Source organism: Winogradskya humida, assembly GCF_016862215.1.
Taxonomy (GTDB): domain Bacteria; phylum Actinomycetota; class Actinomycetes; order Mycobacteriales; family Micromonosporaceae; genus Actinoplanes; species Actinoplanes humidus.
Window position 1 is genome coordinate 1 of record NZ_BOMN01000024.1, and the last position, 13,435, is coordinate 13,435.

Genomic DNA, 13,435 nt, shown 5'->3' on the forward strand with positions numbered 1-13,435 from the left:
AAGGGACCCCGGCTGCGGTTGGGCCGACATGGGTGACAGGACCGGGCCGGCACGGGTGACAGGACCGGCTAAGGGACCCCGGCTGCGGTTAGGCCGACATGGGGTGACAGGACCGCGCCGGCTTGGGTGACAGGGCCGGCTAAGGGGTCCCGGCTGCGGTTGGGCTGGGCTGGGGCGGGCTGAGAACTTGGAGAGTATTGCGGGCGGGCCGGCCAACGACAGAGGGCCCGCTGACGGCGGGGCCCTCAGACTGGTCGGTCAGATCGAGGCGCAGAGCGACGGTATCTGCGACGCCGCACCCGCCGTCCCAGCAGGCCACCAGCTTTCGCCAGTGGTGCGAGAACGCGCTGAGACCGAGGGTCAGAAAGCCTGAACGGCGAGTTCACGGCGGATCTGTTCCGCTATGGGGTCCAGTTCGGTGTCGATGCGGGCGGATCGGGGTTCCGTCAGGGTGACAGCGGCGGGGTGGGCGGGGCGGCGTTGGAGCATTGCCGCGCGCATTCCGGTCGGTGGGTGGGAGGCGAAGAGGGACACCTCGTCGCGGCGGCTGAGCTGGCGCAGCAGGGGCAGGCGCGGGGCCGAGCTGGTCCGGGCTTCGGCTGCCGCGGCTTTCCAGGCCGGGAGGCCACGCCTGGCCCTGGCCTCCCGGGTGATCACCGTTTCGAGGGAGTCGTGGAGCAGGAGCGTGTCGAACAGGGTGGCTGCCGCCGCGGTGCCGGCGGCTCGGGCGGCGAGTTCGTCGGCGAGGTATTCGGCACGTTGGGAGTCGCGGAGGCCGAGCCAGACCACGAGCAGGTGGAGCAGGAAGACGATGCGCGAGAAGAACCATTGGATCGCGGCGACCACGATTTCGAGCACGGTCGTGGCGGTGCCACTTTCGCGGGTCAGCGCGGAGAGTTTGCCGAGGGTGGTCAGTGCCATGTGGACCAGGGGGCCGCGGCGGATGTCGCCGTTGGCGAAATGGCCCAGCTCGTGGCCGATGAGCGCGACCTTTTCCTGATCGGTCAGGGCTGACCAGAGCGGCAGACCGAGGACCAGGACCCGGTGGCGGCGCAGGCCGATGGTGGTCGTGTAGGCGCCGAGGGAATCGTCCACCCCGATGATGTGGGGTTGCGGTGCTCCGATGGCTTCGGCGACGTGGGTGACGAGGGCGGCGAGTTCTGAGGATTCGGGGAGCTCGTGAATCTCGGAGGGTAGGCCGCCGAGGCGGGGGCGCAATGCGATGGCCAGGGCGAGCAGGGCCACTCCCGGCAGGATGGTGAGTTTCGGGAAGTCGTACGTGATCAGCCAGATCCCGCACACCGCAAGCGCTGCCACAAAGAGCAACAACACCACAGCAACAACCATGATGAGTACGCGCGGAGCAGTCCACTTCCGCGCGTCGAGCGGCCGTTGCACGAGAGCCGCGAATTCGCGTTCGGTCAGGCGCCACGCGGTTCGGTGGGTGGCACGGTCAACCCACAGCCAGCCGAGCTCGGGGCGGCGGCGGTCCGGTTCGAAACGGCCGAGGTTCCATTCGCAGGCGGGGCACCAGGGTTCGGCGCCCCGCATCGACACCGTTTCTTCGCTGCATTCCTGGCAGTTCACGACGCGAGATCATGCCCGAAAACCGTCGCGCACGCTGCCCCGCGAAGTCAGCGCACGCCGCCCCGCGAAGTCAGCGCACGCCGCCCCGCGAAAACAGCACGCGATGCCCCGCGAAATCAGCGCGCGCTGCCCGGAAAACAACCTGCTCAGGGCGTACCTGAAAGGGGGGTGACCAGGTAGCCGGAGTCCCGGAGGGAGCCGATCAGGGTGTTGGTGTGGTCCGGGCCGCGGGTTTCGACGGAGAGCTGGACCTCGACCTCGCCGAAGTTGAGGTGCGGGTTGTGCCTGGTGTGGACGATGTCGACGATGTTGACGCGGTGGCGGGCGATCTCCGAGAGCAGGCCGGCGAGCTGGCCCGGTTTGTCGCCGGTGCGGACCGAGAGGCGGACGAAGCGGCCCGCCGAGGCGAGGCCGTGCTCGATGACGCGCATCAGGAGCAGGGGGTCGATGTTGCCGCCCGAGAGGATCGCCACCACCGGGGGCTTGAGGTCGATCTTGCCGGTGAGCAGGGCCGCGACCGCCGCGCCGCCGGCCGGTTCGACGACCATCTTGTGCCGTTCGAGCAGGACGAGCAGGGCTGCCGAGAGGTCCTCGTCGGTGACGGTGACGATCTCGTCGACGAGTTCGTTGACGTGGGCAAAGGTCAGGTCGCCGGGGCGCATCACGGCGATACCGTCCGCGATGGTGGCCGATTCCGTGAGCGTGACGGGGGCGCCCGCCGACAGTGACGGTGGGTAGGCGGCGCAGCCGGCGGCCTGGACGCCGATGATGCGTACGTCCGGCTTGAGGGCCTTGGCCGCGACCGCTACGCCGGAGATCAGGCCGCCGCCGCCGACCGCGGTGATGATGGTGCCGACGTCGGGGCGCTGCTCGAGGATTTCGAGGCCGACGGTGCCCTGACCTGCGATGACGTCGTGGTGGTCGAACGGGTGGATGAGGATCGCGCCGGTGCGGTCGGCGAATTCGCGGGCGGCGGCCAGCGAGTCGTCGACGGACGTCCCCGCGTACTCGATGGCGGCGCCGTAGCCCTTGGTCGCCGTGACCTTGGGCAGCGGCGCGCCCTCCGGCATGAAGACTGTGGCCTGCGCGCCGAGCAGGCCCGCCGCGAGCGCGACGCCCTGGGCGTGGTTGCCGGCGCTCGCCGCGACCACCCCACGGGCCCGCTCGGCGTCGGTGAGCCGGGAAATCCTCGTGTACGCGCCGCGCACCTTGTACGAACCGGCACGCTGCTGGTTCTCGCACTTGAGGTACGCGGGCATGCCGAGGACGGTGCTGACCGGCACCGAGTGCTCGAGCGGGGTGGTCTTCACGACGTCGCCCAGCACCTTGCGGGCCGCCTCGACGTCGGCGAGCGAAAGCAGGTCACTCATGAGGGAGATCGTCGCACCCGTTCGGTGATCTTGAAAAGTGGATCAGACGAATGCCTGCCGGGTCCACGGCCGGGCGACCTCCAGCTGCCCCGCGATCGAGAGCAGGAGCAGCTCCGAATCCGGCGGGCCGATCAGCTGCACGCCGACGGGCAGTCCGTCCGGGCGCAGGCCCATCGGCACCACGATCGCGGGCAGACCTGCCACATTCCATGGCGCGGCGTACGGGGCGTAGCTGACGTTCGTCCGCATGTTGGCGAGCCAGCTGCCGCTCGCATGCCCGCCGGCCGGTGGCGGTGAGGCTGCCAGGGCCGGGGTGAGCAGCACGTCGATGCCGTTCTCCTCGAAGAACGCGATGCTCTTGGCGCGCCACGCGTCACGCGGGCCCTGCCTCGCCCAGCCTCGGTTCCAGGCAAGCTTGCCCAGGCGGATGTGCCGCCGGGTGCGGGGCTGCAACTTCGACAGATCAAGGCCTTGAGACTCACGGTACGCGCACGCGAACCAGGTCATCAGCCCCGACAACCCCAGCGACGTGGTGTAGTCGGGCTCTGCCTTCACCGTGTCGTGTCCCGCGTCCACGAGCAGCTTCGCGGCCGTCGACACCGCTTCACGGTTCGGCTCGTCCGGGCGTACACCCTGGACCGGAGAGCGCAGGCCGACGCCCACCCGCAGCCTTTCCGGCGGGGTTAGTTTTGCCGGGGAGCGACCGGCGAGAACGCTGAAGCCGAGCGCCGCGTCGGCGACGGTGGTCGCCAGGATGCCGTGCTCGACCAGCCCGAGCCAGTCCTCGCGACCCAGGTCGACCGGGATGACGCCGCGGCCCGGCTTGAGCCCGATCAGGCCGCAGTTGGCCGCCGGGATGCGCACCGAGCCGAGACCGTCGTTGCCGTGCGCGATCGGCACCAGACCGGCCGCGACCGCGGCGGCCGCACCACCGGACGAGCCGCCCGGGGTGCGGTCCAGCGACCACGGGTTACGCGTGGCCTCGTCGGGGTCGTCCGTGGTCGCCCACAACCCCATCTCGGGCATGCGGGTAACGCCGACCACGACGGCGCCCGCGCCCCGGAGCCGGCGGACAACCTCGTGGTCGTCCTCGGCGATCCCCGTGCGCGCCGCAGCCGAGCCGTGCCAGGTCGGCAGGCCGGCGACCGGCGTGTTCTCCTTGACCGCGACCGGCACCCCGGCCAGCGGCAGGTTCGCCAGATCCTCCTGCTCGTCGACCTTCTCGGCCTCGACGATCGCCTCCGTCGCGCGCACGACCCGGAACGCCGACAGCGCCGGGTCGGAGATCGCGATCTGCTCCAGGTGGTCGGCGACCACCTGGGTGGCCGTCGTGTCGCCGCGACGGACAGCACGGGAGATCTGCTTCGCCGTGGCACCCACCCACGTGGTCGCCAGGTTTTCCATGGCCCGTCTCCGCCTGTGGTCTCTAGTAGATCTAACCGAGCGCCTGCTCGAGGTCGGTGAGCAGATCGTCAGCGGTTTCGATGCCGACAGACAGTCGCACGAGATCGGCGGGGACTTCAAGCGGTGAGCCCGCCGCGCTGAGGTGTGTCATCTGCCCGGGGTGCTCGATGAGCGATTCGACGCCGCCCAGCGACTCCGCGAGGACGAAGAGCTTTGTCCGGTTGCAGATGTCGATGGCCTGCTCACGGCCACCCTTCGCCCGGAACGAGATCATGCCGCCGAAGCGCGACATCTGCTTCGCCGCGATCTCGTGTCCGGGATGCGACTCAAGACCGGGATACAGGACCTCGACGACCTTCGCGTGGCTCTGCAGGAAACCGACGATCCGCTCCGCGTTGTCACAGTGCCGATCCATCCGTACGCCGAGAGTCTTGATCCCCCGCAACGTCAACCACGCGTCGAACGGCCCATTGATGGCGCCCATCGCGTTCTGGTGGAAAGCGAGCTGCTCCCCGAGCCCGTCCTCGGCGGTGACCAGCGCGCCGCCGACCACGTCGGAGTGCCCGCCGAGGTACTTCGTCGTCGAGTGGATCACCACATCGGCGCCCAGCCCGAGCGGCTGCTGCAGGTACGGCGAGGCGAACGTGTTGTCGACCGCGAGCACCGCGTCGTACTCGTGGGCCAGCCCGGCCAGCGCCGCGATGTCCGCGATGTTGAGCAGCGGATTCGTCGGCGTCTCGGCCCAGATCATCCGCGTCTTGCCGGGCCGGAACGCCGCCCGGACCGCGTCGAGATCGCCCAGCGGCGCGGCGGTCCAGTCCAGCCCCCAGTTCTCGGCGACCTTGCTGAACAGCCGGAACGTGCCGCCGTACGCGTCGTCCGGGATCACGACGTGGTCACCGGGCCGGCACAGCGTCCGCAGCAGGGCGTCCTCGGCGGCGAGCCCGCTCGCGAACGCGAGGCCCCGGCGGCCACCCTCGATCGCGGCCAGGCACTCCTGCAGCGCGTCACGGGTCGGGTTCCCCGATCGGCTGTACTCGTATCCCAGCCGCGGCGAGCCGACAGCGTCCTGGGCGAACGTGCTCGTCTGGTAGATCGGCGGCACGACAGATCCGGTCCGCGGGTCCGGTTCCTGCCCCGCGTGGATGGCCAGAGTGTCGAAGCCGTACTCATTACCCGTCATGAGGGGCAAGGCTAGTCTGCGCAGATGGCCGCATGCCTCTTCTGTGGGATCGTGGCGGGCACGGTTCCCGCGTTCAAGGTCGTGGACACCCCGGACGGGGTGGGCTTCCTCGACGTACGCCCAGTCTTCAAAGGCCACGTCCTGCTCGTCCCCCGCCCCCACGTGTCGCAACTCACCGACCTGCCCGCGGACCTTCTGCCCGGCTTCTTCACCCTCGTGCAGCGCGTCGCCGGAGCGGTGCCCCAGGCTCTGGGCGCGCAGGGCACGTTCGTGGCGAACAACAACGTCGTGTCGCAGTCGCAGCCACACCTGCACTTCCACGTCGTCCCCCGGACAAAGGGTGACGGACTACGCGGTTTCTTCTGGCCGCGCACCAAATACACCTCCGACGACGAGGCCCTTTCCTATGCGGCTCGCATCGGCTCGGCGCTCGCCTCGTCGTCGGGTAAGGATGACGAGGGGGTTGTTGTTACACCGAGCGGATGAAGGGAGTCACCGTGTTCCTGCGGTACAAGAAGCTCGAGCTGCCCACCCCCGACAAGGCCCTCCCGGGACGCTTGATCGAGATCCCGGTGGCCGACACGCACACGGTGCTCGGAACCCCTCTGAAGGGCCCCTGGCCGGCCGGCCTCGAGACGGCTGTGTTCGGCATGGGCTGCTTCTGGGGCGCCGAGCGCATCTTCTGGGAGATCCCCGGCGTCTACTCGACCTCAGCCGGGTACGCGGGCGGCTTCACCGAGAACCCGACCTACGAGGAGACCTGCTCCGGCTCCACCGGCCACACCGAGGTCGTCCAGGTCGTCTACGACCCCGCCGAGGTCACCTACGAAACCCTCCTCAAGGCCTTCTGGGAGAACCACAACCCCACCCAGGGCATGCGCCAGGGCAACGACAAGGGCACGCAGTACCGCTCGGCGATCTACACCACCACGCCCGCACAGGCCGAGATCGCCCAGGACAGCCTGGAGGCCTTCCAGCCGATCGTGAAGAACGCCGGCCACGGCGCGATCACGACGGAGATCAAGCCGCTCGGCGCGTACTACTACGCCGAGAACTACCACCAGCAGTACCTGGACAAGAACCCCGGCGGCTATTGCAACCACGGCCCCAACGGCATGACCTGCCCCATCGGCGTCGCCAAGACCGCCTGATCAGTCGGTCACCTTCGGGTGGGACGGGCTTGCTGTAACCACCCAGACGATGCGGCTGTCCGGATCGGGGCAGTACCAGATCCGGCTTCCCGCGGTTACCTCGTACTGCCAGCGCTCCAGTGTTTTACCGCCGACTTCGTGCGAAGCAAGTTTTCCGCGAAGACGATGCTGCCGCGCCGGGTTCTCCGGCGCGGTAGGTCGCTCCGTCAGCACGATCCATGCTTCCCAAGTATTCGATCGTGCCGTCTGACACAACTGCTCCCAGCCCTTAGCCGCTTCTGAGGTCGCGAAGCGCGCCTCCCAGCCGCCAGGCCGCCCGGGAGGGGCTACGCGGTCACCGCGCTTGGGCGACATCTTCGTCCTCTTCTACCGGCGCCGGCACCGGGCCGTAGTCTCCCGTCAGCGGCGTCGTGAGCTCCGCGAGGAGCTTCGGGTCGGCATAGACAGCGGCGGTGGCCCGCCATTCCCTGACCGTCTGGGCAAGGACTGACCACTGACCCAGCTCCGCAGAGATCCGCGCCGACTTCGTGAAGTCAGTCACGAACTGAGGAAGCTCATCCTCGGGTAGCAGCGTGAGCCACGGAAACTCCTCCGCCAAGGCCTCGACCGCGGCCGCAGTCGGCAGGTGGGCGAGGATGTTGCGAAGCGCTCGAGCGGCGGCGAAGGCTCCCTCACCGGCGGCATTCGCCCGGTCCTCGCGCATCAGCAAGAGTGATGCACCGTCCCTGCGTCGCACCCGCACGTCACCCGAGTCCGCCAGGGCAGCGACACCCTTGGGGTCACGCTGCAGCTCGCTCCATTGCACTTCCCGGGTTCCACTCACAGCTCAATACTGAACTTTTTCAGAACTCGCCGCAACCCGGTCATCCACGCACCCGAACGCCGACCCGGCCCGAACACGGACAGCAGGATCGTTGATTACTGCCGCACGGTGCTCATTGAGGCCACCAAGCCGGATGACCTGCATGGATACCTCGATCGGGCGACGCTGGTCCGGCTATGGCCGATGTTGTGGCTCCCGGCAGACCTGCGCAGCACCTGGGAACGGCGTTTCCCCGAGCTGGGGCCGACGGGAACGGGTTCGGCAGCCGCGTAGGGTCCGGGGCATGGATCCCAGGCATCGACGCTTGGCCGCGATCGCTCTCGAGGCCGCGGGCGGGGAGCATGGACTCGCGCTGGCCGGCGGTTATGCGGTTCGAATGCAAGGCATGGGTGGCTGTCGATGCACGAGCGGAGACCTTCGCCCGGCTTCTTGTCACCCGCGACGACGAGCCCGGAGCAGCTCCGCAAAAGGTGGAGCTCGCCGCTGACTGGCGTGCGCATGCCCCCGTTTCGCTGGATATCGGGGCCAGTGTTGCACCCCGATGATGCTGTCGGCAACAAGATGGCAGCCCTCTATGGCCGTGCCCTTCCGCGCGATTTTCTCGACATCGAAGCGGTCCTGCTGAGCGGGAAGTACACCAGAGAAGACTTGTGCGGCTGGCCGAGGCGGCCGACTCCGGGTTTGACCGGCAGATGTTCGCTGCGGCGCTCGGGGCCCTGCAGCAGATCAGCGATACCGCGTTTGCCGCTTACGGCGTGGAGCAAGCCGCTGCCGGCGTGATGCGGGAACGGTTTTCTGAATGGCGGGGTGAGCTGCTCGGAGCGGTGGGGTAATCCATGTGGGTGGAAAAGATCGACAGCTGACGAAGCGTGATCACACACTGGAAGAACAGGGCGTTTCGGGAGGTCGGGTCGGTCGGAGGTGGGGATTGATGCCCAGGTTCCATAGTGCTGAGGAGCATGCTGCCTGGATTGTTGCTGAGGCGCTGATCGAGCAGGCCCGGGCGATGATGCACCAGGCGGAGAGCGCGCTGGAGAAGTGGCGGGTGGGGAAGGCGCTCACTTTGGAGCAGTGTGCGCGGAAAGGGATCAGCCAGACCGATGCCGAGATTCGGTGGTCCGAGACGGTGAATGCTCGGAATGCTTTGAGTGACAACAGTTTTCATGTGTCGCTGGCGACCATGTATTACGGGGCGGCGGCGGCTGAATACTCGCGGGCCCATTATTTGCATACGCGTTATGGCACGCGGATCTAGCGAAGAGAAAAGCGCCGCTTCGACCGGGGCGGCGGTCTTGGCGGCGCTTCTCGTCGGCTGCGAAGTCCGGCGCCCGCACGGGGGACGGGAACCGGGGCTTCGGGTGCCTGTTGTCCAGTGTGCAAGATCAGGCTGAGAAAACGCTGAGGCGAAGCACCGGATCAGCTGGGAGTCGGCGGTGGGTCCGCGGGGGCCGGGTCTGCCGGGGCGGTGGTGGCCGGCGGGCGGGCTGCGGCGTCGGTCTGGGCGGGGCCGGGGCCGGAGAGGGTGAGGCCGAGGACGGCGCCGGCGCTGAGCAGGCCGAGCCCGGCCAGGGACACCTTGCGGCGTTCGGGTTCGTTCACGCGATCCAATATGACGGGCGGGGCTGTGCGTTGGCTGAGACGCTGGAGTAAATCCCGTCGAGATCGGTAAGACTGTCTCTATGCAGACGGCGACGGAGACCGAACGTAAGTATGACGTTCCCGCCGGTTTCATCCTGCCCGATCTCACGGGCGCGGTGGCCAGCCTCGGCGAGGCGGAGGTCCACGACCTGGATGCGACCTATTTTGACACCGCGGATCTCCGGCTCGCCCGTAACAAGCACACGTTGCGCAGACGGACCGGTGGCAACGATGCGGGGTGGCATCTCAAGACGCCGGGGACCGGGTCCAGCCGTAAAGAGCATCAGATGCCGTTGGACGATGAGAACGTCGTGCCTGCCGAGCTGACCGGGATTGTGCGCTCGATTGTGCGTACCCGTGAATTGAAGCCTGTGGCCCGGCTCCGCACGCACCGGATCGAGACGCCGCTGCGGGACGGTGACGGCCGCACGCTGGCTCTGGTCGCGCAGGACGAGGTCGGTGCCGAGACCGACGCGGGTGAGCAGCGCTGGCAGGAGCTCGAGGTCGAGCTGGTCGACGGGGGCCCCGAGCTGCTCGATGCCGTCGAGGAGTTGCTGCGGGCCGCGGGCGCCACCCCGGCTGCCGGGCCGTCCAAGCTGGCCCGGGCGCTCGACGACCGGCTCAGGAAGATCAACCGCAAACCCAAGAAGCTCAACCCCGTCCTCGGGTACGCACGGGAGCAGCGCGACACCATCGCGGAGCAGGACGCCGCGGTGCGCGAGGTGGAGCCGGAGGCCGTGCACAAGATGAGGGTCGCCACCCGCCGACTGCGGAGCACCCTGAAGACGTTCAAGGCCTCGTTCAACCAGGAGCGCGCGGAGCCGCTGAAGGACGAGTTGAAGTGGCTCGCCGACAGTCTCGGCGCCGTCCGGGACGCGCAGGTGCTCTCGCAGAAGCTGGGCAGGGCCGCGGAGCCGTTCCCCACCGTTGCCCAGGAGCTGCGGGACAGGTTCGCCATCGCGGTCGAGCAGGGCAAACAGCAGCTCCACACCGATCTTGACTCGGACCGCTACCTGGCCCTGCTGGACGCGATCGACGACCTCGTCGACGACGCGGTGACGAAGGGGATCGAGGACGCGGGGGCGCTGGGGCGGGCCGCCAAGGCGCTGCGCAAGGCGGATCAGCTGCTCGACGAGGCGACCGCGGACGACGGCGAGCTGCACGAGGCCCGCAAGAAGTACAAGCAGGCCCGGTACGCCGTGGAGGTCTTCGCCGAGGACGCGGGGAAGCCCGGCAGGCAGCTGGTGAAAGGTCTGACCGAGCTGCAGGACGTGCTCGGCGCGCATCAGGATTCGGTGGTCGCGCGGGAGGTGCTGCAGGACGCGGCGTGGGAGCGGCCGAACGCGTTCGACTACGGCATCCTCTTCGCCCGTCAGGAGCAGGTGGGCGAGGAGACCCGGCTCGGACTGTCCGAGGTGACCGAGAAGTCCCGGAAGGGGAGCCTTCGCGCGTGGCTCAGTTGATCGTTAACCCTGCGTCCATGTTTCGGTCACCTCTTGCGAGTTGGGGTGTCGCGGCGACTGGGTAAGAACCTTGTTCATGCAGGCCGAGGAGCACCAGTTCGACGATGAGTTGACCACCCCGCCCTACTCGGGGCCGATCGCCGAGCTCGGCGGCTACCGGGTCTCCGACAACGATGACGACGACCCGGTGCTGATCAACGCGGACGGCAGCGCCGTGGACACCTGGCGCGAGGACTATCCGTACGACGAGCGCATGCCGCGGATGCAGTACGACCACGACAAGCGGCTGCTGCAGATCGAGCTGCTCAAGCTGCAGAACTGGTGCAAGACCACCGGCGAGCGGATGGTGATCCTCTTCGAGGGCCGTGACGCCGCGGGCAAGGGCGGCACCATCAAGCGCTTCATGGAGCACCTGAATCCGCGCGGCTCGAAGGTGGTGGCGCTGGAGAAGCCGAACGAGCGCGAGAGCAGCGAGTGGTACTTCCAGCGTTACGTCCAGCACCTGCCCGCCGCCGGCGAGATCGTGCTCTTCGACCGGTCCTGGTACAACCGGGCGGGTGTCGAGCGGGTGATGGGCTTCTGCACCCGAGCCGAGTATCTCGAGTTCATGCGCCAGGCCCCTGACCTGGAACGGATGCTCGTCCGCTCCGGCATTCACCTGGTCAAGTTCTGGTTCTCGGTCTCTCAGGGTGAGCAGCGCACCCGGTTCGCGATCCGGCAGGTCGACCCGGTCCGGCAGTGGAAGCTCTCGAAGATGGATCTCGAGTCGCTGGACAAGTGGGGCGACTACACCGAGGCCAAGGAGGCGATGTTCTTCTACACGGACACCGCCGACGCGCCGTGGACCGTCGTGAAGAGCAACGACAAGAAGCGGGCCCGGATCGAAGCCATGCGCTACGTGCTCGACCGCTTCGACTACACCGGCAAGGACACGGACATCGTCCGCACCCCCGATCCGCAGATCGTGGGCCCCGCGTCGCTGGCCGTGGAGGGCACCGAGATGTCCCCGCGCGTATTCCCGCGGCTGTAGTGACCTTAAAAGCGTTGTCGCCGAGCCCCTCGCGTGGTTAACGTAGCCGTACACGTGAAGGGAGGTGGTCCGAAGTTGCATAGCATCGGGACTCGTGAGGTGGCTGTCCGCTAGCCGCTGTCCTCGACAGCTTCGAAAGTTCGTGTAGTACGTCGAGACCGTGTGGCAGCGGTTCGGCGAGCACCAGGCAGCCACCCGACCCCCGGGGATCCGGCCTTGTCCGACCGGACCACCCGCTCGTGAGAGCGTGTGGAAGTCCCCGGGGGTCGCCTTAATTTCGGGACAGAAAATGCGCGAGCTGACGATTCTGGGCACGGCCAGTCAGGTGCCCACGCGGCATCGCAACCACAACGGCTATCAGCTGCGCTGGGACGACGAGGTGATCCTCTTCGACCCGGGTGAGGGCACCCAGCGCCAGATGCTGATGGCCGGGCTCGCCGTAACCCCGCTCACCCGCATCTGCATCACACATTTCCACGGCGACCATTCTCTTGGGCTGCCCGGCATCATCCAGCGCATCTCCCTGGACAAGGTGCCGCACCCCGTCCGGGTGCATTTCCCGGCCGGCGGGCGTGAATACCTCGACCGGCTGTGGCACGCCACCAGCTTCTACGACGTCGCCGATCTGCGGCCCGAGCCGGTCGGGCCGGGTTTCCGGGTCGAGACCTCCGCGGGCACGCTCACGGCGCTGCCGCTGCGGCATTCCATCGAGACGTACGGCTACCGCCTGGTCGAGCCCGATGGACGGCGCATGGTGGCGGCGCTGCTCTCGGCGTACGGAATAAGCGGTCCCGCCGTGGGTGAGTTGCAGCGGACCGGGCGATCCGGCCGCGTCTCCCTCGACGACGTGAGCGTGCCCCGCCCGGGCCAGAAGTTCGCGTTCGTCATGGACACCGGGCTGTGCGACAGCGTTTTCGCCCTGGCGGAGGGCGCCGACCTGCTCGTGATCGAGTCGACGTTCCTGGCCGAGGACGCAGCGATGGCCGCTGAGGTCGGCCACCTGACCGCAGGCCAGGCCGCGTCGGTGGCACGGCAGTCGGGGGCGCGCACGCTGGTGCTGACCCACTTCTCCCAACGGTACGCAGACAGCACGCGTTTCCTCGACGAAGCGCGCGCGGAATTCGACGGCGACATCGTGCTCGCGGAAGACTTGATGCGGGTGAAAGTCCCCCCGCGTCTAAGTTTGTCCCATGAGCCTGCTTCTGCGTCCCGTAACTGACGACGATCTGCTGGGCATCGGCGACCTGCACTACCGGTCACGGGCATCGGCCTACGCGGACATTCTCACGCCCGAGGCGCTGACCTTCGGCTCGCCGGCGGCGCTCGGTGAATGGTGGACCGAGCGGTGGAAATGGGAGGCCGACAACCACCGGATGACCGTCGCGATCGCGGGCGGGCGGCTCGCCGGGTTCACCTATCTGGGTCCGAGCGAGCAGGACGGGACCGGTGAACTGGGCGCTATCCACGCCGACCCCGATTTTGTGGGGAAAGGGGTCGGACGGGCGTTGATGGTGGACGCGCTGGGTGCGCTCACGGCGTACGGAAATCGGGCAGTGCTCTGGGTTCTGGAAGGCAACGCACGGGCCCGCACCTTTTATGAAAAGGGTGGGTGGGCAGCGGACGGCACCACCCGCGTGGAACCGATCGGCGCCGAGCCGGTGCTGCAGATGCGTTATTCGCGAAGCGTGGGGCCCGGGGCCGGACCGGCCTGAGGGGGCGTAATGGCCGGTCCGGCCTGGGGCGGGGACCGGCCGGTACCCCCCGATTGTCGCGTCGCCTTGTGGGG

At 68.2% G+C, this 13,435-nt stretch carries 15 protein-coding genes and 1 pseudogene; 9 read left to right on the plus strand and 7 right to left on the minus strand.

Translation table 11 applies throughout. From position 1 onward, the window contains the following. Nucleotides 1–360: 360 nt before the first annotated feature. The 4 genes from Ahu01nite_RS10180 to Ahu01nite_RS10195 all read right to left on the minus strand — a co-directional run bounded on the left by Ahu01nite_RS10180 (nt 361) and on the right by Ahu01nite_RS10195 (nt 5,544). Nucleotides 361–1,587 carry a M48 family metalloprotease gene (locus Ahu01nite_RS10180; RefSeq protein ID WP_239158759.1) on the minus strand — a complete coding sequence of 409 codons (1,227 nt, stop codon included), beginning with the start codon at nt 1,585–1,587 and terminating at the stop codon, nt 361–363. 146 nt (nt 1,588–1,733) lie between these two features. Further along, complete coding sequence (gene ilvA, locus Ahu01nite_RS10185; protein WP_203836219.1) at nt 1,734–2,957, minus strand: threonine ammonia-lyase; 1,224 nt, start codon at nt 2,955–2,957, stop codon at nt 1,734–1,736. 42 nt (nt 2,958–2,999) lie between these two features. Next, a complete protein-coding gene (locus Ahu01nite_RS10190) occupies nt 3,000–4,361 on the minus strand; it encodes an amidase (protein WP_203836220.1) in 1,362 nt (453 codons plus the stop codon). Between the two features lie 31 nt (nt 4,362–4,392). Then, nucleotides 4,393–5,544: a cystathionine gamma-synthase gene (locus tag Ahu01nite_RS10195; protein ID WP_203836221.1), complete on the minus strand. Its 1,152-nt coding sequence runs from the start codon at nt 5,542–5,544 to the stop codon at nt 4,393–4,395. A gap of 24 nt (nt 5,545–5,568) precedes the next feature. Here Ahu01nite_RS10195 and Ahu01nite_RS10200 point away from each other — a divergent pair, with 24 nt between their 5' ends. After that, on the plus strand, nt 5,569–6,030 hold the full coding sequence (locus Ahu01nite_RS10200; protein WP_203836222.1) for an HIT family protein: 462 nt from the start codon (nt 5,569–5,571) through the stop codon (nt 6,028–6,030). A gap of 11 nt (nt 6,031–6,041) precedes the next feature. Further along, on the plus strand, nt 6,042–6,695 hold the full coding sequence (msrA, locus tag Ahu01nite_RS10205) for a peptide-methionine (S)-S-oxide reductase MsrA (RefSeq protein WP_203836260.1): 654 nt from the start codon (nt 6,042–6,044) through the stop codon (nt 6,693–6,695). Here the strand turns inward: msrA and Ahu01nite_RS50320 are convergent, their stop codons facing one another. Continuing rightward, complete coding sequence (locus tag Ahu01nite_RS50320; RefSeq protein ID WP_239158760.1) at nt 6,696–6,908, minus strand: hypothetical protein; 213 nt, start codon at nt 6,906–6,908, stop codon at nt 6,696–6,698. A 121-nt stretch (nt 6,909–7,029) separates the two neighbouring features. Further along, a complete protein-coding gene (locus Ahu01nite_RS10215; RefSeq protein ID WP_203836224.1) occupies nt 7,030–7,404 on the minus strand; it encodes a hypothetical protein in 375 nt (124 codons plus the stop codon). Nucleotides 7,405–7,626: 222 nt separating this feature from the next. Between Ahu01nite_RS10215 and Ahu01nite_RS10220 the strand changes: the two genes are divergently transcribed. The 3 genes and pseudogenes from Ahu01nite_RS10220 to Ahu01nite_RS10230 all read left to right on the plus strand — a co-directional run bounded on the left by Ahu01nite_RS10220 (nt 7,627) and on the right by Ahu01nite_RS10230 (nt 8,773). Then, nucleotides 7,627–7,791: a hypothetical protein gene (locus Ahu01nite_RS10220; RefSeq protein ID WP_203836225.1), complete on the plus strand. Its 165-nt coding sequence runs from the start codon at nt 7,627–7,629 to the stop codon at nt 7,789–7,791. Nucleotides 7,792–7,801: 10 nt separating this feature from the next. After that, a pseudogene (locus tag Ahu01nite_RS10225) lies at nt 7,802–8,351 on the plus strand (hypothetical protein). A 98-nt stretch (nt 8,352–8,449) separates the two neighbouring features. Then, nucleotides 8,450–8,773, plus strand: coding sequence for a hypothetical protein (locus Ahu01nite_RS10230; RefSeq protein ID WP_203836226.1), 324 nt, complete (start codon nt 8,450–8,452; stop codon nt 8,771–8,773). A 161-nt stretch (nt 8,774–8,934) separates the two neighbouring features. On the opposite strand, the gene Ahu01nite_RS10235 is transcribed toward Ahu01nite_RS10230, so the two are convergent. Further along, nucleotides 8,935–9,117: a hypothetical protein gene (locus tag Ahu01nite_RS10235; RefSeq protein ID WP_203836227.1), complete on the minus strand. Its 183-nt coding sequence runs from the start codon at nt 9,115–9,117 to the stop codon at nt 8,935–8,937. A gap of 80 nt (nt 9,118–9,197) precedes the next feature. Between Ahu01nite_RS10235 and Ahu01nite_RS10240 the strand changes: the two genes are divergently transcribed. The 4 genes from Ahu01nite_RS10240 (at nt 9,198) to Ahu01nite_RS10255 (ending at nt 13,361) form a co-directional block, all read left to right on the plus strand. Next, nucleotides 9,198–10,619: a CYTH and CHAD domain-containing protein gene (locus Ahu01nite_RS10240; RefSeq protein WP_203836228.1), complete on the plus strand. Its 1,422-nt coding sequence runs from the start codon at nt 9,198–9,200 to the stop codon at nt 10,617–10,619. Between the two features lie 76 nt (nt 10,620–10,695). Beyond that, nucleotides 10,696–11,649: a polyphosphate kinase 2 gene (gene ppk2, locus Ahu01nite_RS10245; protein WP_203836229.1), complete on the plus strand. Its 954-nt coding sequence runs from the start codon at nt 10,696–10,698 to the stop codon at nt 11,647–11,649. 289 nt (nt 11,650–11,938) lie between these two features. After that, complete coding sequence (locus Ahu01nite_RS10250) at nt 11,939–12,868, plus strand: ribonuclease Z (protein WP_203836230.1); 930 nt, start codon at nt 11,939–11,941, stop codon at nt 12,866–12,868. Further along, nucleotides 12,840–13,361, plus strand: a complete 522-nt coding sequence (locus Ahu01nite_RS10255) for a GNAT family N-acetyltransferase (protein WP_203836231.1) — start codon at nt 12,840–12,842, stop codon at nt 13,359–13,361. Before Ahu01nite_RS10250 ends, Ahu01nite_RS10255 begins: the two co-directional genes overlap by 29 nt. Nucleotides 13,362–13,435 lie beyond the last annotated feature (74 nt).